The organism is Flaviramulus basaltis, from assembly GCF_900114265.1.
GTDB classification, from domain to species: Bacteria; Bacteroidota; Bacteroidia; order Flavobacteriales; family Flavobacteriaceae; genus Flaviramulus; species Flaviramulus basaltis.
In genome coordinates this window covers 1,408,582-1,431,225 of sequence record NZ_FPKV01000001.1, presented here as the reverse complement: position 1 = coordinate 1,431,225, position 22,644 = coordinate 1,408,582, and the positions used below count along the sequence as shown (strand labels likewise).

At 30.8% G+C, this 22,644-nt stretch carries 22 protein-coding genes; 15 read left to right on the top strand and 7 right to left on the bottom strand.

Annotation, left to right across the window (positions count from 1 at the left end; genetic code table 11):
- Positions 1-23 precede the first annotated feature (23 nt).
- The 10 genes from BT151_RS06470 to BT151_RS06430 all read left to right on the top strand — a co-directional run bounded on the left by BT151_RS06470 (position 24) and on the right by BT151_RS06430 (position 8,158).
- Entirely contained in the window at positions 24-1,052 is a 1,029-nt protein-coding gene (locus BT151_RS06470; RefSeq protein ID WP_072400914.1) for a rod shape-determining protein, read from the top strand.
- Positions 1,053-1,076: 24 nt separating this feature from the next.
- Complete coding sequence (gene mreC / locus BT151_RS06465) at positions 1,077-1,898, top strand: rod shape-determining protein MreC (RefSeq protein WP_072400913.1); 822 nt, start codon at positions 1,077-1,079, stop codon at positions 1,896-1,898.
- Entirely contained in the window at positions 1,891-2,397 is a 507-nt protein-coding gene (locus BT151_RS06460) for a rod shape-determining protein MreD (protein ID WP_072400912.1), read from the top strand. Before mreC ends, BT151_RS06460 begins: the two co-directional genes overlap by 8 nt.
- Positions 2,394-4,331 carry a penicillin-binding protein 2 gene (gene mrdA, locus BT151_RS06455; RefSeq protein WP_072400911.1) on the top strand — a complete coding sequence of 646 codons (1,938 nt, stop codon included), beginning with the start codon at positions 2,394-2,396 and terminating at the stop codon, positions 4,329-4,331. The genes BT151_RS06460 and mrdA overlap by 4 nt, the downstream gene beginning before the upstream one ends.
- Positions 4,331-5,608 (top strand): rod shape-determining protein RodA, encoded by a 1,278-nt coding sequence (gene rodA / locus BT151_RS06450; RefSeq protein WP_072400910.1) that lies wholly within the window; start codon positions 4,331-4,333, stop codon positions 5,606-5,608. Before mrdA ends, rodA begins: the two co-directional genes overlap by 1 nt.
- A gap of 32 nt (positions 5,609-5,640) precedes the next feature.
- Positions 5,641-5,838, top strand: a complete 198-nt coding sequence (locus BT151_RS18795; RefSeq protein WP_245794734.1) for a hypothetical protein — start codon at positions 5,641-5,643, stop codon at positions 5,836-5,838.
- Between the two features lie 68 nt (positions 5,839-5,906).
- The gene (def, locus tag BT151_RS18790) at positions 5,907-6,269 is read left to right on the top strand and encodes a peptide deformylase (protein WP_245794732.1); all 363 of its coding nucleotides are present in this window, start codon (positions 5,907-5,909) and stop codon (positions 6,267-6,269) included.
- A 3-nt stretch (positions 6,270-6,272) separates the two neighbouring features.
- Positions 6,273-6,557, top strand: a complete 285-nt coding sequence (locus BT151_RS06440) for a hypothetical protein (RefSeq protein ID WP_072400909.1) — start codon at positions 6,273-6,275, stop codon at positions 6,555-6,557.
- A 117-nt stretch (positions 6,558-6,674) separates the two neighbouring features.
- A complete protein-coding gene (locus BT151_RS06435) occupies positions 6,675-7,514 on the top strand; it encodes a dienelactone hydrolase family protein (RefSeq protein ID WP_143144260.1) in 840 nt (279 codons plus the stop codon).
- Between the two features lie 161 nt (positions 7,515-7,675).
- On the top strand, positions 7,676-8,158 hold the full coding sequence (locus BT151_RS06430) for a CIA30 family protein (RefSeq protein WP_084647874.1): 483 nt from the start codon (positions 7,676-7,678) through the stop codon (positions 8,156-8,158).
- A gap of 29 nt (positions 8,159-8,187) precedes the next feature.
- Here the strand turns inward: BT151_RS06430 and BT151_RS06425 are convergent, their stop codons facing one another.
- Both BT151_RS06425 and BT151_RS06420 read right to left on the bottom strand, forming a co-directional pair.
- On the bottom strand, positions 8,188-9,231 hold the full coding sequence (locus BT151_RS06425) for an RluA family pseudouridine synthase (protein WP_072400906.1): 1,044 nt from the start codon (positions 9,229-9,231) through the stop codon (positions 8,188-8,190).
- Between the two features lie 4 nt (positions 9,232-9,235).
- Complete coding sequence (locus tag BT151_RS06420) at positions 9,236-9,793, bottom strand: PASTA domain-containing protein (RefSeq protein ID WP_072400905.1); 558 nt, start codon at positions 9,791-9,793, stop codon at positions 9,236-9,238.
- A 138-nt stretch (positions 9,794-9,931) separates the two neighbouring features.
- Between BT151_RS06420 and BT151_RS06415 the strand changes: the two genes are divergently transcribed.
- The 4 genes from BT151_RS06415 (at position 9,932) to BT151_RS06400 (ending at position 13,213) form a co-directional block, all read left to right on the top strand.
- On the top strand, positions 9,932-10,906 hold the full coding sequence (locus BT151_RS06415) for a D-alanine--D-alanine ligase (protein ID WP_072400904.1): 975 nt from the start codon (positions 9,932-9,934) through the stop codon (positions 10,904-10,906).
- Positions 10,907-10,924: 18 nt separating this feature from the next.
- Positions 10,925-11,380: a pantetheine-phosphate adenylyltransferase gene (gene coaD / locus BT151_RS06410; protein WP_072400903.1), complete on the top strand. Its 456-nt coding sequence runs from the start codon at positions 10,925-10,927 to the stop codon at positions 11,378-11,380.
- Between the two features lie 135 nt (positions 11,381-11,515).
- Positions 11,516-12,277: an SDR family oxidoreductase gene (locus tag BT151_RS06405; protein ID WP_072400902.1), complete on the top strand. Its 762-nt coding sequence runs from the start codon at positions 11,516-11,518 to the stop codon at positions 12,275-12,277.
- Between the two features lie 15 nt (positions 12,278-12,292).
- Entirely contained in the window at positions 12,293-13,213 is a 921-nt protein-coding gene (locus tag BT151_RS06400) for a helix-turn-helix domain-containing protein (protein WP_072400901.1), read from the top strand.
- Here the strand turns inward: BT151_RS06400 and BT151_RS06395 are convergent.
- From BT151_RS06395 to argS, 3 genes are all read right to left on the bottom strand, one after another.
- Positions 13,206-14,561 (bottom strand): glycoside hydrolase family 28 protein, encoded by a 1,356-nt coding sequence (locus BT151_RS06395; RefSeq protein WP_072400900.1) that lies wholly within the window; start codon positions 14,559-14,561, stop codon positions 13,206-13,208. The genes BT151_RS06400 and BT151_RS06395 overlap by 8 nt on opposite strands.
- Before the next feature lie 10 nt (positions 14,562-14,571).
- Entirely contained in the window at positions 14,572-16,239 is a 1,668-nt protein-coding gene (locus BT151_RS06390; protein ID WP_143144259.1) for an MGH1-like glycoside hydrolase domain-containing protein, read from the bottom strand.
- Between the two features lie 105 nt (positions 16,240-16,344).
- Positions 16,345-18,129, bottom strand: coding sequence for an arginine--tRNA ligase (argS, locus tag BT151_RS06385; RefSeq protein ID WP_072400898.1), 1,785 nt, complete (start codon positions 18,127-18,129; stop codon positions 16,345-16,347).
- A 443-nt stretch (positions 18,130-18,572) separates the two neighbouring features.
- Here argS and BT151_RS06380 point away from each other — a divergent pair, with 443 nt between their 5' ends.
- Positions 18,573-20,642 carry a tetratricopeptide repeat-containing sensor histidine kinase gene (locus tag BT151_RS06380; protein ID WP_072400897.1) on the top strand — a complete coding sequence of 690 codons (2,070 nt, stop codon included), beginning with the start codon at positions 18,573-18,575 and terminating at the stop codon, positions 20,640-20,642.
- 6 nt (positions 20,643-20,648) lie between these two features.
- Here the strand turns inward: BT151_RS06380 and ctlX are convergent, their stop codons facing one another.
- Together ctlX and BT151_RS06370 are read right to left on the bottom strand one after the other, a co-directional pair.
- On the bottom strand, positions 20,649-21,584 hold the full coding sequence (gene ctlX, locus BT151_RS06375; RefSeq protein WP_072400896.1) for a citrulline utilization hydrolase CtlX: 936 nt from the start codon (positions 21,582-21,584) through the stop codon (positions 20,649-20,651).
- Between the two features lie 75 nt (positions 21,585-21,659).
- Positions 21,660-22,637, bottom strand: coding sequence for a polyprenyl synthetase family protein (locus tag BT151_RS06370; protein WP_072400895.1), 978 nt, complete (start codon positions 22,635-22,637; stop codon positions 21,660-21,662).
- Positions 22,638-22,644 lie beyond the last annotated feature (7 nt).

Genomic DNA, 22,644 nt, shown 5'->3' with positions numbered 1-22,644 from the left:
CCACTTAAAATTATTAATAGCGCATGGGATTTTTTGACTTCCTAACCGAAGAAATTGCAATTGATTTAGGTACTGCAAATACTCTTATAATTCATAACGACAAAGTTGTTGTTGACGCCCCTTCTATAGTAGCTCGCGACAGAATTTCTGGAAAAATAATTGCCGTTGGGCAAGAAGCAAGTTTAATGCAAGGTAAAACCCATGAGAACATTAAAACCATTAGACCGTTAAAAGATGGTGTAATTGCCGATTTTGATGCCTCTGAGCAAATGATAAGTCTGTTTATTAAAAACATACCTGCATTAAAAAAGAAATTTTTTACCCCAGCGTTAAGAATGGTTGTTTGTATTCCTTCAGGTATAACTGAAGTTGAAATGCGTGCAGTAAAAGAATCTTGTGAACGTGTTAACGGTAAAGAAGTTTATTTAATTCATGAACCTATGGCTGCTGCAATTGGTATTGGCGTGGATATTATGCAACCAAAAGGAAACATGGTAGTAGATATAGGTGGTGGTACTACCGAAATTGCTGTTATTGCTCTTGGTGGTATTGTTTGCGATAAATCGGTTAAAATTGCAGGTGATGTATTTACAAACGATATTGTTTACTACATGCGTACCCAACATAACTTATACGTAGGTGAACGTACTGCTGAAAAAATAAAAATACAAATTGGTGCTGCTACTGAAGATTTAGAATTACCTCCAGAAGACATGAGTGTTCAAGGGCGTGATTTACTTACTGGAAAACCAAAACAAGTTCAAATTTCTCACAGAGAAATTGCTAAAGCTTTAGATAAATCTATTTTACGAATTGAAGATGCGGTGATGGAAACTTTAGGACAAACACCTCCTGAATTAGCTGCCGATATTTATAATACTGGTATTTATTTAGCTGGTGGTGGATCAATGCTACGTGGTTTAGACAAACGTCTGTCTCAAAAAACAGATTTACCTGTATATATCGCTGAAGATCCTTTAAGGGCTGTTGTAAGAGGCACTGGTATCACACTTAAAAATTTATCTAAATACAAAAGTGTATTGATTAAATAAAAGCACAAAATAGGTCAATAATCCATGCAACAAATTATTAATTTCATAATAAGAAACAAAAACTTTTTGTTGTTCTTGTTGCTATTTGGTGTTTCAATTTTATTCACTATTCAAACACATTCCTACCATAAAAGTAAGTTCATTAATTCGGCAAACTTTTTAACAGGTGGTGTTTATAATTCTGCTAACAACATAAGCGGATATTTCAACTTAAAATCTCAAAATCAATTATTAGCTGAAGAAAACACAAGATTGCGTTCTCTTTTAAGTAATTCAGGAATAAAAGTAGATTCTACTTATATTGATAGTTTATCTTTTAATAAGGCTTATAGATTTCACAATGCGAATATTATAAAAAACAGCTACTCTTTAACAGATAATTTTTTAACTATCAACAAAGGAAAAAAAGATAGTATTAAACAAGATTTTGGAGTTATTTCATCAAAAGGTATTATTGGTATCATTGACAAAACAAGCAAAAACTATGCTACTGTTTTATCTATTTTAAATACAACAAGTAGAATTAGTGCTCAGTTAAAAAAGACAAATCACTATGGTTCTTTAAAATGGAACTCTATCAATCCTAATATTATTCAACTAATTGATATTGAAAAAATAGCACCAATTAAAATTGGAGACACCATAATCACTTCTGGTCGTTCTTCTATTTTTCCTAAGGGTATTAATGTTGGAGTTATTGAAAACTTTCAACTAGATGCTGCTGAAAATTACTATGAAATTAACGTCAAACTATTTAACGATATGACAAATATTGAGCATGTCTACATTATAGAAAACGTTGATAAAAATGAGATTATTAATTTACAAAACGGCATAAATGAATAGTATACTATCTATACATACCATTCGTTTTTTTGCATTGGTTTTTGTGCAGGTTTTAATTTTTAACCATATAAATTTTCTAGGCTATATAAACCCATATGCTTATATATTGTTTATTGCCCTATTTCCGGTCAAAAATAACCGTCTCATTTTAATTTCACTCAGCTTTTTATTAGGTCTGACTATTGATTTATTTTTAGATACTGGTGGCATTCATGCTGCGGCATCTGTTTTTATAGCATACATAAGACCGGTAATTTTAAAATCTTCTTTTGGTACTATTTACGAATACCAAACTATAAAATTTAATACTGTAGATTTTGGTTCTAAACTCACCTACTTCACTCTAATTACTGTTTTACATCATATTGTTTTCTTTTCTTTAGAAATATTTAGCATTTCTAAAATAATTTTAATACTACAAAAAGCGTTATTCTCAAGTATATTTACTATTTTAATAAGTATATCTATAACTATTATTTTCAGTAGAAAAAACAAATGAGACAATTTTTACTTTTCATTACTATAATTGGTGTTGGCCTTTTATTTATTTCAAGACTATTTTATTTGCAGGTCTACAATGCAAGTGCAAATAATTTATTTGAAGATAATGCCATAAGAAAAGTTTATGACTACCCAAAACGTGGATTTGTTTACGATAGAAATGGCGAACTCTTAGTTGCCAACCAACCATCGTATGATGTTATGGTAATTCCAAGAGAAGTAGAGCCGTTAGACACATTAGAATTTTGTTCTTTATTAAAAATTGACAAAGAACAATTTATAAAGACATATAAAAAAGCTTACCATTATTCTCCAAGATTACCTTCTGTTTTTGTTTCACATTTATCGAAGGAAGACTATGCTGTTTTACAGGAAAAAATGAGAAAATTTCATGGTTTTTACATACAGAAACGTTCGCTTAGGCACTACCAAACTACTATTGGAGCTAATGTTTTAGGAGATATTGGTGAAGTTAATAATGCCATAATGAATAGAGAACCTTATTACAAAATGGGTGATTTAATTGGTAAACAAGGTGTTGAGGCTTCTTATGAAAATACTTTACGTGGTGTAAAAGGTATTAAATTCATTCAAAAAGATAGATTTAACAGAAATATAGGTCCATACAAGAACGGGAAATTTGATACTATTCCAGAACAAGGTAAGGATATAACCATAACCATTGATGCTCAACTGCAAGCATATGGTGAGTTATTAATGAAAAATAAGCGTGGTGGCGTGATTGCTATTGAGCCATCATCTGGAGAAATATTAGCCATGGTTGCTGCACCAACTTACGATCCTAATATTTTGGTTGGAAGAGGTAGATCAAAAAACTTTACAAAACTTTATAACGATTCTATTGCTAAACCTTTATTTAATAGAAGCTTACAGGGTGTTTATGAACCCGGCTCACCTTTTAAATTAATGAATGCCTTAATTGCCCTTCAAGAAGGCGTGATGTCTCCAAACGAATCTGTCACTTGTTACAGAGGTTATAAATATGGAAACAGATTTATGAAATGCCACTGTAATTATGGAACCAGAAATGATATGATTACAGGTATTCAAAGATCTTGTAATGCTTATTTTGCAACTACTTATAGAAAAATTTTAGACAAAAACGGTAATGCTTCAGATGGTATTGATGCTTGGAGTAAACATGCCAAAAGTTTTGGCTTAGGTGATTTCTTGGGATACGATTTAAAAGTAGGACAAAAAGGAAGAATACCTGATAGAGATTATTACAAACGTCTTTATCCAAAAACATTTTATTCAACCTATACTATTTCAAACGCAATTGGACAAGGAGAAGTTGCAACTACCCCTATTCAATTGGCAAATATGATAGCAGCTATTGCTAATAGAGGTTATTATTATACACCACATATTATAAAAAGTATTGAAGGAGAAACACTTCCAGAGCAATTTACAAAACCAAAGTACACCACAATAGACAAGCAAAATTTTGAACCTGTAATTGAAGGCATGTTACAAGTTTATAAAAATGGAACAGCTTCTTCTTTACAAATAAAAGATATTGATATTTGTGGAAAAACAGGAACTGTGGAAAATTATGCTATAATAGATAGTGTAAAAACACAGCTTTCAGACCATTCTATCTTTGTTGCTTTCGCACCTAAAGACAACCCTAAAATTGCTATTGCCGTTTTTGTTGAAAACGGATATTGGGGAAGTAGGTTTGCTGGTAGAGTAGCTAGTTTAATGATAGAAAAACACATTAAAGGAGAAGTAACCAGAACCGATTTAGAAGAATGGCTCTTAAAACATAGTTTAGAAAATGAATATAATAAACCATATTCTGGCGAACCATTTAGAATTAATGGAGAAACTAGCCTACAAATTGTTGAAGAACAAGAATACAATCAGTTAAAAGAGAAATTAAATAAAATTAATAAAGCCGATAATTAATGGTTAGGGAAACTAACAGACATTTTAAATTTGATTGGATTACCATTTTTCTTTTCTTCCTATTAGTTGGTTTTGGTTGGTTAAACATTTTGTCTGCTTCACATAATGGAGCAACTATAAATTATTTGGATTTCTCACAACCTTTTGGAAAACAGCTTGTTTTTATTTTTTTAACCTTCGGATTAATAATTCTTTTATTAGCTATAGATGCCAAGTTTTACGAGCGGTTTTCCAGTCTAATTTATATTATTTCCATGCTATCTCTTGTAGGTCTTTTTATTTTTGGTAAAAATGTAAATGGAGCTACATCTTGGTATGCAATTGGCGGAATGACTCTACAACCTAGTGAGTTTGCCAAAGCAGCAACTGCACTTGCTGTAGCAAAATATATAAGTGATTTAAATACAAACATAAATTCATTTAAGGACCAATTACAAACCTTTTTAATTATAATTATACCTGCACTTTTAGTATTATTACAAAATGATACTGGTAGTACGATTGTTTATGGTGCTTTCTTTTTTGTATTATATAGAGAAGGCTTACCTAAATACTATTTAACCATAGGGCTTTCAATTATCATATTATCTGTTTTATCATTAAAATTCGGATATATAATTACCTCTTTAATTGCAATAATACTTATTGTTGTTTATCATTTTTTAAACAAGAAAAAAATAAGAATATATCAATCCATATTGATTTCAATTGCTGCTATTGCTATTTCATTTGGCGTAAAATTCTTTTATCAAAGCATATTACAACCTCATCAACAAGACAGAATAAGCCTTTGGTTACGCTTAGAAAAGGATCCTCAAAAGCTTGAGAAAATGAAGCAAACTTTTGCCTACAACTTAAACGAGTCTGAAAAAGCTATTAGTTCTGGTGGATTTTCTGGAAAAGGCTTTATGGAAGGCACAAGAACTACTGGGAAGTTTGTACCAGAACAACATACAGATTATATTTTTAGTACTGTTGGTGAAGAATGGGGTTTCTTAGGAAGCGCCTTTGTTGTAATAGTTTTTGTTTTATTATTGCTACGTATTTTACATTTAGCAGAGTTACAAAAATCGCAATTTAGTAGAGTTTATGGTTATGGTGTAGCATCCATAATCTTCATACATTTTCTTGTAAATATTGGTATGGTAATGGGATTAATTCCAACCATTGGTATTCCCTTACCTCTTTTTAGTTATGGCGGTTCTGGACTTTGGGCGTTTACTATTTTAATTTTTATCTTTATAAAACTAGATTCTAACAGAATCAACGAATGGTAGGTCTTTAATCAACAATTAATTATTTCACTTAAATGAAAAATTACTTCTTTTTAATTCTCTTTATAATTTTAGCATCAGCATGTTCAGGCACCAAAAACACTGTAAAACATAGTTTTTCTAAAGAAGAGGTTCAAATAATTATGACTGCAGATAGTTTAAAACCTATGCGAGTTTATAAAATAACAAACAATAAAGACTCATTATTGCTTAGGAAAAAAGCGCTTATATAAAACCAAATCCCAATAATCCTATTTTACAAAATTTTGTAAAACGTCTTTTTGCCACTGTTAGAGATAGTATGTCTTTAGGTGTAGGTATCGCAGCACCTCAAGTTGGTGTTTTAAAAAGCATTATTTGGGTACAACGTTTTGATAAAGAAACTTTTCCTTTTGAAGTGTATTTAAATCCAAAAATCACACAGTATTCTAATAAAAAACAAACTGTAAGAGAAGGTTGTTTATCTATCCCAAATAGAAGAGATACTTTGAATAGTAGATCTTTTACAATTGATATTGAATACGACACCATGACTGGTAAACATATTAAAGAAACTATAGAAGATTTTACATCGGTTATTTTTCAACATGAAATAGACCACTTAAATGGTATTTTATACTTAGATCACCTAAAAAAGGAAGTTGTTGATGCTCAAAAAAAATAGCTAATGCAAAACAAAAGATTTATATCTATTTTAGTTTTTGCAACAATTATATTACTTATTCCTTTAATTGCTATGCAATTTTCAAAACAAGTAAAATGGTCTTTATCAGATTTTATAACAGCAGGTGCTTTACTTTATGGGACTAGTTTATTTTATGAACTCATATTAAAAAAAGTTCTAAAAAAAGAATATCGAATTATTTTAACTGTCGCTATCATAATTACTTTACTTTTTATTTGGTTAGAACTCTCCGTTGGTATTTTTGGAACTCCAATAGCTGGTAATTAAACATCTACAAAACCAAAATACACAACTCATAATCAGGCATTTGAATTGAAAATATATTGAATTTATAATCCAAAACACTTACTCTTATCGTATATTAGTTTACATAAAAACCTACTTATGAAAACTTTTACTTACTTAATAATACTGTTACCTTGCTTGTTTTTAAGCTGTAGCAGTGATGATTTGGACTCAAAACAAAATCAAAACGATTTAGAATTTTTACCGGAAGATACAGGAGGTATGCAAAAAGCAAATATTCTAGGCGCTACCAACGCCGTTTTTGGGCATTACATTTACACGCCTAGTAATTACAATAATAATTCACCAAAATATCCATTACTTGTTTTTTTACACGGATCTGGAGAAAGAGGCAATAGTGAAACAAACCCAGATATTTTAAATAAAGTATTAGCAAATGGTCCTCCTAAATTGATTGAAAAAGAAGAATGGCACCCAAAATACCCTATGATAGTTGCTTCTCCACAATTACCTTCTGGAAATTGGAATCCAGATGATATTCACAGTTTTATAACCTATTTAATCGCAAATTATAATATAAACATTGAGCGAATTTATGTAACAGGTCTAAGCCTTGGTGGCTTTGGAAGCTTCAGTTATATTTCTACCTATGGATTTGATTCTTATGCTGCTGCTATTGTTCCTATTGCTGGTGGTGGAAGCACAAATTCTGGAAACAAGTTTACTACAACACCCGTTTGGGCATTTCATGGCGATAACGACACTACAGTTTCACACAACCAATCCATTAATATGATAAATGCAATAAATGAAGCAAATCCTGAAACTAGAGCCAAATTAACAATATATCCAGGTGTTTCTCATAATTCTTGGTCTAGAACTTATGACTCTAGCGGAATGGGTGATGAAAGCTCAGATTATGATGCTTTTAATATGACTATTTACGATTGGATGTTTATGCACAAAAAAAGCGAATAAATGATTACCCTTTCTGGTAGAATTTAATTTTTTTAAAAATTTTCTTCTAATTTTCATTTAATATATTAGTTAACTTTATCCTTCAATATGCCTTAAACAAATTTTAAATATAAATGAAAGCTATATTTTTGTTAATAATATTAATCTCAATCCAAACACCAATGATACTCTTCGACTTTAATACCAAAAGCAATGTTACAAATTGGAACACTGTAGATGATGTTGTAATGGGTGGGCGCTCTAATGGCTCCTTTAGTATTGACAATGGTGGTTTTGGTGTATTTGAAGGCCTCGTATCATTAGAAAATAATGGTGGTTTTTCAATGGTGCAATATAAGTTTGAAACCAAAAAAGTTAATGCTTTTAGTGAAATTTGCATTAGGCTAAAAGGCGATGGTAAAAAATATCAATTTCGAGTTAAAACAAGTAATAGTGATGATTACTCTTATGTAATACCTTTTGAAACTAATACAGAATGGCAAACTATTAAAATTCCTTTTAACACCATGTATCCTGCATTTCGCGGTAGAAAATTAAATGCTGAAAACTACCCAGGCAAACAAATGGAAATGATTGCCTTTTTAATTGGAAACAAAAAAGCAGAATCCTTCAAATTACAAATTGATAATATTGAACTTAAATAGCTAAAAATAATTTTTTAGATTTTAAAAAACTATTCTATTTCTTGATGTTTTGAATAGGTTTTCCATTTTTCAATACACTGCTGCATATCATCTGGTATTGGAGTATCAAATCGCATAAATTCACCTGTTTTAGGGTGCTTAAAACCAAGTGTTTTAGCATGCAAAGCTTGACGTGGTAAAACTTTAAAACAATTATCTACAAATTGTTTGTATTTAGTAAACGTTGTACCTTTTAATACTTTTTCACCACCGTAACGTTCGTCATTAAATAGTGTGTGACCAATATGTTTCATATGCACACGTATTTGATGTGTACGACCGGTTTCTAACTTGCAAGACACTAAAGTAACATACCCTAAACGCTCCAAAACCTTGTAATGCGTAACTGCAGGTTTTCCTTTTTCAGCTTCATCATTTAAAAAAACAGTGTTTTGTAATCTATTTTTTGGGTGTCGACCTATATTACCTTCAATAGTTCCTTCTTCTTCATCCATATTTCCCCATACAATAGCCACATACTCGCGTTCGCTAGTTTTCTCTGCAAATTGTAATGATAAATGCGCCATGGCTTGTTCGGTTTTTGCAACCACTAAAAGTCCGCTTGTATCTTTATCAATTCTATGTACTAATCCAGGACGTTCGCTAGAGTTGTTTGGTAAATTATCAAATCGGTATATTAATGCATTTATAAGCGTACCAGAATAGTTTCCATGGCCAGGATGCACAACCATACCTGGTGGTTTATTTACCACTAAAAGGGTATCATCTTCATAAACTACATCAATAGGAATATCTTCTCCAACCAATAAATTTTCAAAAGGCGGGTGTGCGAATAACACTCTTATCTCATCAAAAGGCTTTACTTTATAATTTGATTTTACTGGAGCATCATTTACATGAATACTTCCATTTTTTGCTGCTGCTTGAATTTTATTTCGTGTAGCATTCTCAACAAAATTCATTAAATATTTATCAATACGAAGTGGTGTTTGCCCTTTATCTACAGTAAACGCATGATGCTCGTAAAGATCATTATCCTCTTCTTCTGGTAATTCTGGTGTATAATCTTCCATTTATTTAAGGTCTATTCCCATTACCAAGTACTAAATCAATAACAGATGTTTTTGGCAGTTTATCACCAGACTTAATAGTAGTTCCTTTGTTTGTTAATTTTAAAACCATGTCTTTCCCAATGTTATCAACATAAGTTATTTTTCCCACTTTAAAACCTATTGCTTCTAGGGTTGGTTTTACTTGTCTAAATGTTTTATCGATTAATCCATCTGGGATTTTTATTTTTCTATAACCTGATGGATTTAAAGTGATATATATTTTTCTATCTTCTTTTACTTTTGCTCCAGCAAGCGGCTCTTGTTCTATAACCGAAAATTTAGGGTAATCTGGATTATAATTTGCAGAATCTTGAACTTGCATAACCAAATTATTATCTTCCAATTCTACTTGTGCAACGCTTATGGATTTTCCTTTTAAATCTGGCACGGTTTCAAAATCTCCATGGTTAGTTGTTACATTTAACCACTTCAACAAAATAAAACACAATACAACTAGTGCTACAACTGCCAATAAAATTTGTTTTAAAAATGTTTTACTGGTAAGAAATTTAATGATGCTCATTTATAGTATTTTCAATTAGGCAAATATATAAAAACAGAACTGTTTTTTCTTTTGCAATTTATATGATATTTTAGCTTAACTAATATTAGATACGTTTTATTGCTTGTTTTAGACCGATACTAATTTATTTCTGCATCAATGAAAAAAAATATTGCCATTATTATGGGAGGATATTCAAGCGAATATCAAATCTCTTTAAAAAGCGGAAACGTTGTTTATGAAACTCTTGACTCTTCAAAATACAATGCTTATCGTATTCATATTTTTAAAGATAAATGGGTTTACGTTAACGACAATGACATTGAATTCCTTGTAAATAAAAATGATTTTTCTGTTAAAATAGATAATCAAATTATAACATTTGATTGTGTTTTTAATGCCATACATGGCTCTCCAGGAGAAGATGGCTTTATGCAAGGCTATTTTAAACTATTAAATATCCCTCAAACTAGCTGCGATATGTACCAAGCAAGTCTAACATTTAATAAACGTGATTGTTTAAGTGTTTTAAAACCTTACGGAATTAAAACTGCGGAATCTTACTATTTAAATTTAGGTGATACTGTTAATGAAAGTGATATAATTACAAAAGTTGGCTTGCCTTGCTTTGTTAAAGCCAATAAAGCCGGTAGTAGTTTTGGAGTCACTAAAGTACATAAAAAAGAAGATTTACAAAACGCAGTGAATGTTGCTTTTAAAGAAGATGATGAAATTATTATAGAATCATTTTTAGATGGCACCGAAGTTTCTGTTGGTGTTATTACATATAAAGGAGAAACCAAAGTATTACCTATTACAGAGATTGTTAGTGAAAATGATTTTTTTGATTATGAAGCAAAATATTTAGGGAAATCTCAAGAAATAACGCCTGCAAGATTAACTCAAGAGCAAGAAAACAAAGTAAATATCATGGCTAAAAAAGTTTATGAGGTTTTAAAAATGAAAGGATTTAGCAGAAGTGAATTTATTTTTAAAGATAATGAACCTCATTTACTAGAAGTAAATACTGTACCCGGATTAACAAGAGAAAGCATTTTACCACAGCAAGCCGCCGCAGCCGGTATTAGTATGAGCGATTTATTTGACAATGCTATTGAAGAAGCCTTAAAATAAAAGTTGTAATTTTAAATCATGAAACGAGCTTTATTCCCTGGATCTTTTGATCCATTAACATTAGGACACTACGATATTATAAAACGTGGCGTTACACTTTTTGATGAAGTTATAGTAGCAATTGGCGTAAATGCCGATAAAAAATATATGTTTTCACTAGATGAACGTAAAGCTTTTATTGAAAAAGCTTTTGCTGATGAACCTAAAATAAAAGTAGTTATTTACAAAGGCTTAACGGTCGATTTCTGTAAAGAAATTGGCGCTGAGTTTATTTTACGAGGGTTAAGAAATCCGGCCGATTTTGAATTCGAAAAGGCCATCGCACATACCAACAGACATTTATCGACCATTGAGACCGTTTTTCTATTAACAGCAGCAAGCACTTCTTATATTTCTTCGTCCATTGTGCGCGATGTGATTAGAAATAATGGCGATTATACAAAATTAGTTCCAGACAGCGTAAGGGTTAAGTAATCTTTAATCTACACAACTAATTTCCAGTAATGTATAAATTACAACAAACAATAATTTTGACTACAACAAAATTAAATTTGGCTACATCGTACTCTCAATTATTATAGAATTTTACAAAAACAAAAATCTATTAAAATGTCAAAAAACAAAATTGCATTAGTAACAGGCGGAAGCCGAGGTTTAGGACGAGATATGGCCATTAATATCGCAAAAAAAGGTATCGATGTTATTATCACATATCACTCTAACAAAACTGCAGCAGATGATGTTGTTGCAGAGATAAAAAAAACAGGTAGAACAGCTCACGCATTACAACTAGATACTAGTAAAATTAATACGTTTGATGCTTTTTTTATTCAGCTTTCATCTTATTTAAAATTGGAAACAGGTCAAGACCATTTCGATTTTTTAATAAACAATGCCGGAACTGGAATTTACACGCCTTTTGTTGAAACTACAGAAGAGCAATTTGATGAAATGGTTAATATTCATTTTAAAGGTGTTTATTTCTTAACACAAAAAGCTTTAGCGTATTTAAATGATGGAAGTAGAATTATAAATATTTCTTCTGGTTTAGCAAGGTTTACATTTCCTAATTCATCTGCTTATGCTTCAATGAAAGGAGCTGTAGAAGTATTTACAAGGTACTTAGCTAAAGAATTAGCTCATAGGAAAATTACTGCTAATGTGGTTGCGCCAGGTGCTGTTGCGACCGATTTTGGTGGTGGTGAAAACAAAACAAACGAGCAAAAAAGAAAAGTAGTTTCTAGCGTAACAGCATTAGGTCGTGTTGGAGAACCCGAAGATATTGGGGGTGTTGTTGCTTTTTTATGTTCTGATGATGCAAGATGGATTAACGGACAGCGTATAGAAGCTTCAGGAGGGATACTTTTATAAAAAATCGCTTTGAAGATGAAAAACAAAACCATCCATAAAATAAATTCAATTAGCGAGTTTCATAAATTAAGAAACCTGCCAAAACCAGAACATCCACTAATTAGTTTAATTGATTATACAGCTATAATTCATACACCAGAAAATGATAGAATTAGTTGGTTGCAAACCTACTACTCTATTGCCTTAAAAAAGGATGTTCCGGGTAAGTACAGATATGGTCAGCAAGACTATGATTTTGATGATGGCCTAATGTCGTTTTTCGCACCAAATCAGATTTTAAATATAGAATATGTAGAAAAAGATATCACAAAAGAACCGTCAGGATGGATATTACTCATCCATCCTGATTTTCTTTGGAATACGCCTTTAGCTAAAACTATAAAACACTATGCTTTTTTTAATTATTCATTAACAGAGGCCTTATTTTTATCTGAAAAAGAAGAACTTACCATTGCAAATATTTTAAAGAATATAAAGCAGGAATACCAATCGAATATTGATAAATTCAGTCAAAGTATTATTCTTTCTCAAGTTGAATTATTACTTAATTATGCTGAAAGATATTACGAGCGTCAATTCATTACAAGGAATATAAGTAATCATGAAATTCTATCGCGTTTAGATGAGGCTTTAAACCAGTATTTTAATGATGAAAACTCCAATCAAGGTTTACCATCTGTAGAATTTATTGCTGATGCACTAAACCTATCTTCAAATTATTTAAGTAGTTCACTTAAGTCTATAACTGGGCAAAGTACGCAACAGCATATTCATGAAAAATTAATTACAAAAGCCAAAGAAAAATTATCTACAACTGAGTTATCTGTAGGTGAAATTGCTTATGCTCTTGGTTTTGAACACCCGCAATCTTTTAGCAAATTATTTAAAACAAAAACCAACCTTTCGCCTTCAGAGTTTAGGCAATCATTCAATTAATATTAACCAATCTAACATTTTCTTGCATAAGCCACGGTCGAGAATCTGGCAATTCTGTAGAAAACTTACAATTAATAAAATCCACGTTATCGGTATGTCTTATAAAAAAGGCATGAGCGTTTGTATTTCCAAATTTGCTTCCTTCAGGGTATTTACCATCATATTCCATTACCGTTTGGTTTGTGGTGTTAATGCCTCCTTTTAGTTGAAAGTTTAAATTTTCGAATGTCACATTTTGAATATGATGACCAGAAATCCCTGTTATTATAGATGGGTATTCTTGGGTAAATCCCTTACCTCTAATATTTTTAAAATAGATATTCGAAATACTTCCTATTCGAGATTTTCTTCCTGGAACAGTTCGTTTTCTATCAGCCAAAAGCATAAAAATGGCTTGCCCAGAATTGGTTATTTCACAATCTCTAATAAGTATATTATCAATCACTGCTCCATCCATAGACTCGATAACTAAAGCCGAATTTTGATAGGCATTTTTTAACGTTAACCCAGAAACTTCAAAATTAATAAAACTTCCTAAACCATCTGTTCCCAACTTAAAACAATTACCAGCATTAACATTCAATTTATCAATAATACAATTACGCACTACAACATCTTTACAACCATATTCGCTTCCGCTTTTAAAACAAATACCATCATCTTCAGATTTGATATCACAATCTTCAATTAAAACCTTATGGCAATCTACAATATCAATGCCGTCTCGGTTTGGTGTTAGGTTACCCGTATGCACTTTTATATTACGAATGTTAATACTATCCGACTCAATATAAACCTGAGTCCAACAAGCAGGATCAACCATTGTAATATCTGAAACTGTTATATTTTTAGACCCAACAAATGCTAAAATAGAAGGTCTATCTTTTTCGGTTCCTAGTTCTTTAACATTCATCCAAGGTTCATAATCTCCTTGTCCATCAATTTTACCTTTACCTGTAATGGTTACATTTCTCACATGATTCCCGTAAATTAATCGTCGTTGGCAATCTTGTAGCATACGGTTTGGGAACTTAGTTTCAATCATGTGGTGCGGATATGCTGTTTCAGAATCTGATTGTATTCCCTTAATTACAGCTGTGCTATCAATTTTCAAAGTCATATTATTACCAAGCAATAATTGCCCTGTTAAAAAAATGCCTTTTGAAAACAATACTGTTCCTCCAGAATCTTTGCAGACATCTATAGCTTTTTGAATAGCTTCTTGATCATTAGTAATGCCGTCTCCTTTTGCTCCATAATCATAGACATTATATGTGATTGCCTGTTTTTCTGAAGTAGCACATTGTAGAAAAAAAGGTATTAAAATTAATAGAAAACATGTCTTCATAAGCTTACGATTAATTATGATAAAATCCGACCGAACTAGATTCCTCAAACGCTTTATCATTCTTCATTTTATAAATGCTATTAGGTTTTAATAAGAAAAAATATTTATTATCTTTTTTATATTGAAATGATTTTTCTTCCACATCAATACCAACAACTTCTATTAATTCCCCAACCAAATTTGTTACAACTCTCGCTCCTTTTGAAAAAGAAAAAATTAACTCTCCATTAATTGAACAAAAAACGGTATCGCCTTTTGTTTGTAGTTTATAGTCAAACCCATTCCATTTTTGAGTGTAATCATATTCGAAATTATCATCTAAACAAGACCAATAAATTTTGTCTTGTGTAATATGAACACCATAAAATCTTGAAATAAACTCAAGAGTTGCTAAAATAGTTGGTCCGTATCCATCTTTTGAATTGTTAGTCGTTGCTTTAAAAGGATCAAACTGTTGCGTAAATTTTTGAGAATCTTTTAAAACATTTATAAATTTTTGACCAATAAGAGTCAATTCTGCATAATGATCATAGTTTTCCAACGCTCTTATAGACCTTTGATAGGTTAGCCCTTGTGGTTGTCCGCTCCAATTATTCCCCGAAATGTTTTTAAATGAAGGATCATTTGCAGCAATAGAAGGTAATGGCATTGGTGTCCAAAACTCATCAGGGTTCATAAGATGATGTCTAATAAAATCGTTTGCCATTTGCTCATCAAAACTCCCCAAATACATGCAACGTAAATTATTATGAAGCAAAACAGGCATGGTTTCATTGTTTTTATCCTTGTCATAACAAGCAAGCTTATCATTATCCCATAAATAGCTTTTAATTTTTGCCTGCACCTTATTAGCTTTCTTTCTCCAAAATTGTGCTTTACCATTATTAAGTTCTTTTGAGATTAAAGCTAAAACATCTCTACATGAATAAGAATAAGACATCACATCCATCGATTCTATGGGAACTGTCATTTCTATTGTATTATCGTAAAAATCTTCTTTACAATGTAATTTTAATGCTTCTTTTGAAAGCTTAGAGGCTGCTTCTTTACTCGGAGGAAAATCAAACGACCAAGCTTTTGGAAAATCATTAAATCTTACACTACCATCTTCTCCATTATCATAAACACACCAAGTTTCTAAACATGCGTTATTATCTGAATCTCGGGTTTTCCATAAGTAATTATCGAATTTTTCTAAAGCATTATAAACCCTATTTAAGTAAATCAAATCTTTATTTAATAAATAGTACATTTCAAAAGCTGGCATTGCAAAATACAACCCTTGAAATTGCGCATAATTAGGATTTGTTTTTTCGTTTTTTTTATATATTACACCAGGTAATCGTCCATCATCTCTTTGATTATCTATAAAAATATTGATGTTATTTTTAGCAATTTCCAAATTACGTTTGGCATACATATAACCGCCCATTGGCTGCGTTTCTAACCAAACACTGGTATATTCAGCACCTTCAATTAATACATTTCTATCTCCGTAATACACAATGTTTTGTTGTGCTAACTTTTCGGCTCTATCATATAATTTTTTTAGAGATGTGTCTGTAGAGTTGAATATAACCGTGGTTTCTGGAACTTCTTTTTCCTGCGAGAATGTAGAAAAAGAAACCAAAAGTATGAGTAAAGTAGCGTAATGTTTTATCCGTAGGATAATCTTCATTTTAATATACAATAACCTTTATATTTTATAAATATAAGGTATCATTTTATACAAAAAGAAGGGCTTCAATAAATTATTAGAAAAACATAAATTACAAATTGAAAATTACATACGCTCAGGAACCTGAATTCCTAATAAGCTAAAACTGTTTTTTATGATATTAGCAACCATATTTGAAAGTTGAACTCTAAGCGCTTTTTCGGTATCGTTATCTGCTCCTAAAATAGATACATTTTGATAAAAAGAATTGAATTCCTTAACCAAATCGTAAGTATAATTAGCAATTAAAGCAGGACTATGATTTTCAGCAGCATTTTGAACTACTTCTGGAAATAACTGAATTTGCTTGATTAGTTCTTTTTCTTTCGGGTGAAGTTCAATATCAACTACATTTAATTTGCTATTTGCATCTAAATCTGCTTTTCTTAAAATAGACTGAATTCTAGCGTAGGTATACTGTATAAAAGGTCCTGTATTACCTTGAAAATCGATAGATTCTTTTGGGTCGAATAAAATTCGTTTTTTAGGGTCTACTTTTAGGATATGATATTTTAAAGCACCTAAGCCAATCGTTTTAAAAAGTACTTTTTTCTCCTCTTTTGAATAGCCATCAAGTTTACCTAATTCTTCTGATATTTCTTCGGCAGTAGTTGCCATATCATCAATTAAATCGTCTGCATCAACAACAGTACCTTCTCGACTTTTCATTTTTCCGCTTGGTAAATCTACCATACCATAACTTAAATGATATAGATTTTTTGCCCAATCAAAACCAAGTTTTTTCAGAATTAAAAACAACACTTGAAAGTGATAATCTTGCTCATTACCTACGGTATAAACCATTCCGCCAACATCTGGAAAATCTTTAATACGTTGTATCGCTGTCCCAATATCTTGAGTCATATAAACAGCGGTACCATCAGCACGTTGCACTATTTTTTTATCTAACCCGTCTTCGGTTAAATCGCACCAAACTGAACCGTCATCTTCTTTTACAAAAACACCAGATTTTAATCCTTCGGCAACAAATTCTTTTCCTAATAAGTAGGTATTACTTTCATAATAAAGTGTGTCAAAATCGACACCTAAATTTTTATAAGTTACATTAAAGCCTTCGTAAACCCAACCGTTCATTTTTTCCCAAAGTGCAACAGTTTCGTCATCACCAGCTTCCCATTTTAAAAGCATGTTTTGAGCCTCTAGTAAAATAGGAGCATTCTTTTTTGCTTCTTCTTCCGTTTGTCCTTTTGAAATTAAATCTTGAATTTCTTTTTTATATTCTTGGTCAAACTTCACATAATAATTCCCAACCAATTTATCACCTTTTAAACCTGTGTTTTCGGGTGTTTCTTCATTTCCAAAACGCTTCCATGCCAACATACTTTTACAAATATGAATACCTCTATCGTTTATAATTTGAGTTTTGTAAACTTTTTTACCAGATGCTTTTATAATTTCAGCAACACTATAACCTAAAAGATTATTTCTAACATGCCCTAAATGCAAAGGTTTGTTTGTGTTTGGTGATGAATATTCAACCATAATGGCTTTTTCATTTACTGTTGGCGAAACAAAACCATAAGTTTTATCATTTTTCACACCATTAAAAAAATCAAGGTAATATGAATCGCTTATTTCAATATTTAAAAAGCCTTTTACCACATTAAAAGCATCAACCTCAGTAACATTTTCAACTAAATACTTCCCAATAGTTTCACCAATTTGTACAGGATTACCTTTAACAAAACGTAACATAGGAAAAATAACAACCGTAATATCTCCTGCAAATTCTTTTCTTGTAGCTTGAAATTCTACAGTTTCTAATTCTACATTATAATTAGATTTTACTGCCTGTTTTACATTATTTGATAAGGTATCTTGAAGATTCATTTTTATGGTATTATGAGCGTGCAAAGATAGTAAGTTTTTTAAGTTTTTCTAGTAATAACAAAAATGCTTGATATTCTTAAAGCAAGCTTATTATGAACTAATAAATATTAAAATTCTCGTTTTTAATAAAATTCCCTAAAGCAATAAAAATCAGCATGTATTTCACCGATAAAATGCTCTTTTTCTATGATTCTTGCCGTTTATCTATTCGTCGATTTTTAAGCTATTTTTCAGTACCCCTTTCATCTAATTTATTGGTATTAAAACGCAGAAATTAGATTTTAATACTCCTTTTTCCAATTTTTGTGAGGTAAAGCTATTAAAGACCCATTAATTTGGACAATATTTAAAACTAATCAACTAAATTACAACTTAATAAAGTATTCTTATTTTCCCTCAAATTTAAGACCCTTTAATTATTCAGTTGTAATTTATAATGTTTTATGAGGAGAATAATTATCTTAATTATATTATGTTTATATACATTTATTTGTTTCTCGCAAACTAATGAAATAGACAGTCTCGCCATAGAACTTGCGTTTCAAGAAAAGGATTCCTCTAAAATAGAAACCTCCCTAAAACTTATAAAATCGCTTTACGACACCAATGAATATGATAGAGCTCTAAAATATATTATTGAAAGTGAAAAGTTATCTAACAGTATTAACTACAGTAAAGGCATTGCTAAAATCACTTATTACAAATCACTAATTTACGCTCAAAAAGGAGATTACATAAACGCAATAAGTGGCTATGAAAAATCTAAAAGATTATTTAAAACATTAAAAGACACTTTAAGCACTGCTAGAGTTAATAATAGTATTGGTTTAATAGAGATAAAACGAGGTAACTATGCAAAAGGTTTACAATTCTCACTTGCTGCTATTGAAGAATTAGAAAACAGAAACCTAGTTAAAGATCTTAATTTAGCTTACAGCAACTTAGCTAAAGCCTATTATAATGTTAATGCAAATGATAAAGCTATAGAGTTTTATACAAAAGCACTAGAAACACAAGAACAGTTGCATGATACTAAAGGGATTAATGAATCTAATAGTAAGTTAGCTGAACTTTACTCAGAGAAAAAGGAATATAGAAAAGCTATTGAATTTTATGAAAAAGTTTTAGGAAGTAGTGAATCTAAAAACGATTCAATTCGTGGATACGTATTATCAAAATTAGGTGGCGAATATTTAAAATTTAACGATTATGAAAAAGCCTCAAAATATTTAGTACAAGGTTATAATATAAACATCCGTAATAAGAACAAAGCCAATTTATTAATAGCCTTAAATAACTTGGGCGATTTAAACTTAAGACAAAATCGATTGGTTTTAGCCGAAAAGCAACTACTTGAAGCTGGTGATATTGCTAAGAGTATTGATAATAAAATAGAGCTACTTAAGCATTATAAACTGTTAAAAACTTTAGACTCTACAAGAGAACGGTTTGACAAAGCTTTTGTATGGCAAAGAGAGTATTATGAGTTAAACAATAGTCTCAAAAGAAGCCAGATGTCTTCTGTGAATTCAACTACTATTGATTCAAAACAACTTGAATTAAACCCAAATTTTGATAAGCCCATAGCTAATAATACCACTGAACAAACCAAAATATACAGCACGCTTGAAACAGACGAAAAGTATAATAAATTCAAATTAATTTTTTATGCATTACTAGCTGCCCTTGCCATAGTATCTACGTTTTTAATTTTAATTTATTTAAAACGGAATAACAATATTAAATACACACAAGAATTAGAAGAAAAAAACATTAAAATTGAATTACAAAACGAGGCATTTTTAGAACAAACCAAACACCTTGAAAATGTAAATAATGTTAAAGACAAACTATTCTCTATTGTATCTCACGATTTAAAAGACTCTCTTTCCTCTATTAATGGCTTTATAGATTTATTAAAAGACGGCTCTTTATCTAGAGAAGAATTTGATAACTTAATTCCTGAGTTAAGTGAAAATGCTAATAACGCATCATTGTTATTGTTTAATTTACTTAATTGGTCTAAATCTCAAATGCAATCGTTAGAGCCTAAACCTAGTTTATTTGATGTTCAAGAGGTTTTTGAAGACAAAGTAAAACTTGTTGAACAACGCATGGAAAATAAAGGCATCAACTTGGTTGATCATTCATTAAGAGACTTTGCTTATGCAGATAGAAGCATGTTTGAAATAGTTATTCAAAATCTACTGGCTAATGCATTAAAATTTAGTAAAAATGGAGACACCATAACCGTATCTAATCATATTAGTAATGGTAGCTGCATTATTAGTGTTTCAGATACTGGTATTGGAATATCAAAAGAGAATATCGAAAAATTATTTAAAAACACTTCCTACACAACTGTTGGAACCAATAACGAAAAAGGCACTGGTTTAGGTCTTTCTATTTGTAAAGAATTAGTTGAACTTAATAATGGTAAAATTTGGGTTGAAAGCACTCTAGGTAAGGGAAGTACATTTTATGTACAATTACCAAAATCTAAACCATCTTAATCGTTTTTATGCTTTAGGCAAAAACACTTCTGCCATCATACAACGTGCACTACCTCCACCACAAGCCTCAATAGTATCTAAAGAACTTGATAGTATCTTAGTATGTTTTTCTAAAGTCTTTACTTGTTTATCTGTTAAAGAATTATAAGCAGCTTGACTCATGATTAAATAACGAACATCATTAGCACCTTTTACTTGCAACATATTACCAGCAAAATTATTCACCTGTGCTTCTGTAATATCTATAATCTCTTTTCCATCTTCTTTTAAATGAGAAATTACGTTTTTGCGTTCTTTTTTATCATCTATACTACTTAAACAAATAACTGCAAAAGTTTCACCCAAACACATCATAACATTTGTATGATAAATGGCTTTTCGTACTCCATTAACCGTTTGATTTGATGTAAAAATTACAGGTGTGTATTCAAAATCCTCACAAAACTCTATAAACAAATCTTCATCTGCTCTAGGAGATAATGCACAATAAGCCTTACCATTAACTCTATCTAAAATTAAACTGCCTGTACCTTCAAGAAAAATGCCTTCCTCTTCAGCACTTGTATAATCAAAAATATTATTAATTGTAAAACCATTTTCTTCTAAGGTTTCCAAAACATCTTCCCTTCGCTCCAAGCGTCTGTTTTCTGCAAACATAGGATACAAACCTACATTACCATTTTCATGAAACGAAACCCAATTGTTTGGAAAAATAGAATCTGGAGTATCGGTCTCATTTGTATCGTTTACAACAATTACATTTACACCAATACTTCTTAGCTTTTCAACATAATCATCAAACTCTTTTTGGGCTTTTATGTTAACCGTTTCTGGCAACATATTATCTAAAATTTTTTGATAGTAATTGTTAACTGCCGTTTGTTCGTTCATCCTAAAATTTGTTGGACGAATCATTAAAATAGTATTTGTAGTTTGTTGCATTTATTTATAGTAATATCTGGTACAAAAATAGGATTAATTGATATGTGAAATTCGTTTTTCTTTATCTTAAAAACTTTATTTTTTTCTATCAATCACATAATTAACCATAAGCTCAAGTGAATTTCTATAGTTTGATTCTGGATAAGTTTTTAGAAGTTCTAGAGCTTCATCTTGAAAAGCTTTCATTTTATTAATAGCATAATCTAAACCACCATTTTCTTTAACGAAAGTAATAACTTCTTTAACTCTTTTGAGATCTTTATTATGGTTTTTTATAGAGTTAATAAGCCATTTCTTATCTTGTTTTGAAGCTTGATTAAGCACATAAATTAAAGGTAAAGTCATTTTTTGCTCCTTAATATCTATTCCTGTAGGCTTACCTATTTGGTCATCACCATAATCAAACAAATCATCTTTTATTTGAAATGCCATCCCTATAAGTTCGCCAAACTTACGCATGGCTTCAACATGTTGTGATTCTGGTTTAACCGATGCTGCCCCCAAACTACAACAAGCAGCAATTAAAGTTGCTGTTTTTTGACGAATAATTTCATAATAAACATCTTCGGTAATATCTAATTTGCGTGCTTTTTCAATTTGCAAAAGTTCTCCTTCACTCATTTCACGCACAGCAATTGAAATGATTTTCAGTAAATCAAAATCATTATTATCAATTGATAACAGTAATCCTTTTGATAGTAAATAATCACCAATTAAAACCGCTATTTTATTTTTCCAAAGTGCATTTACAGAGAAGAATCCACGACGACGATTACTATCATCTACAACGTCATCATGTACTAAAGTTGCTGTGTGAATGAGTTCAATTACTGATGCTCCTCGATAAGTACGCTCGCTAACCTCACCATTTGAAACCATTTTTGCAACCAAAAAAACAAACATTGGTCGCATTTGTTTTCCTTTTCTATTTACTATGTAATGGGTAATTCTATTAAGTAGAGCTACTTTACTAGACATTGAAAGCTGGAACTTCTGCTCGAAAAGATCCATTTCATAAGCTATAGGTTGCTTTATTTGTTCTACTATTTTCACTAGCTCA

What these genes read in the sequence shown, in the direction of transcription:
- BT151_RS06470 (WP_072400914.1), top strand. Translation starts at nt 24, where the DNA reads ATGGGATTTTTTGACTTCCTAACCGAAGAAATTGCAATTGATTTAGGT.
- mreC (WP_072400913.1), top strand. Translation starts at nt 1,077, where the DNA reads ATGCAACAAATTATTAATTTCATAATAAGAAACAAAAACTTTTTGTTG.
- BT151_RS06460 (WP_072400912.1), top strand. Translation starts at nt 1,891, where the DNA reads ATGAATAGTATACTATCTATACATACCATTCGTTTTTTTGCATTGGTT.
- mrdA (WP_072400911.1), top strand. Translation starts at nt 2,394, where the DNA reads ATGAGACAATTTTTACTTTTCATTACTATAATTGGTGTTGGCCTTTTA.
- rodA (WP_072400910.1), top strand. Translation starts at nt 4,331, where the DNA reads ATGGTTAGGGAAACTAACAGACATTTTAAATTTGATTGGATTACCATT.
- BT151_RS18795 (WP_245794734.1), top strand. Translation starts at nt 5,641, where the DNA reads ATGAAAAATTACTTCTTTTTAATTCTCTTTATAATTTTAGCATCAGCA.
- def (WP_245794732.1), top strand. Translation starts at nt 5,907, where the DNA reads ATGTCTTTAGGTGTAGGTATCGCAGCACCTCAAGTTGGTGTTTTAAAA.
- BT151_RS06440 (WP_072400909.1), top strand. Translation starts at nt 6,273, where the DNA reads ATGCAAAACAAAAGATTTATATCTATTTTAGTTTTTGCAACAATTATA.
- BT151_RS06435 (WP_143144260.1), top strand. Translation starts at nt 6,675, where the DNA reads ATGAAAACTTTTACTTACTTAATAATACTGTTACCTTGCTTGTTTTTA.
- BT151_RS06430 (WP_084647874.1), top strand. Translation starts at nt 7,676, where the DNA reads ATGATACTCTTCGACTTTAATACCAAAAGCAATGTTACAAATTGGAAC.
- BT151_RS06425 (WP_072400906.1), bottom strand. Translation starts at nt 9,231, where the DNA reads ATGGAAGATTATACACCAGAATTACCAGAAGAAGAGGATAATGATCTT.
- BT151_RS06420 (WP_072400905.1), bottom strand. Translation starts at nt 9,793, where the DNA reads ATGAGCATCATTAAATTTCTTACCAGTAAAACATTTTTAAAACAAATT.
- BT151_RS06415 (WP_072400904.1), top strand. Translation starts at nt 9,932, where the DNA reads ATGAAAAAAAATATTGCCATTATTATGGGAGGATATTCAAGCGAATAT.
- coaD (WP_072400903.1), top strand. Translation starts at nt 10,925, where the DNA reads ATGAAACGAGCTTTATTCCCTGGATCTTTTGATCCATTAACATTAGGA.
- BT151_RS06405 (WP_072400902.1), top strand. Translation starts at nt 11,516, where the DNA reads ATGTCAAAAAACAAAATTGCATTAGTAACAGGCGGAAGCCGAGGTTTA.
- BT151_RS06400 (WP_072400901.1), top strand. Translation starts at nt 12,293, where the DNA reads ATGAAAAACAAAACCATCCATAAAATAAATTCAATTAGCGAGTTTCAT.
- BT151_RS06395 (WP_072400900.1), bottom strand. Translation starts at nt 14,561, where the DNA reads ATGAAGACATGTTTTCTATTAATTTTAATACCTTTTTTTCTACAATGT.
- BT151_RS06390 (WP_143144259.1), bottom strand. Translation starts at nt 16,239, where the DNA reads ATGAAGATTATCCTACGGATAAAACATTACGCTACTTTACTCATACTT.
- argS (WP_072400898.1), bottom strand. Translation starts at nt 18,129, where the DNA reads ATGAATCTTCAAGATACCTTATCAAATAATGTAAAACAGGCAGTAAAA.
- BT151_RS06380 (WP_072400897.1), top strand. Translation starts at nt 18,573, where the DNA reads ATGAGGAGAATAATTATCTTAATTATATTATGTTTATATACATTTATT.
- ctlX (WP_072400896.1), bottom strand. Translation starts at nt 21,584, where the DNA reads ATGCAACAAACTACAAATACTATTTTAATGATTCGTCCAACAAATTTT.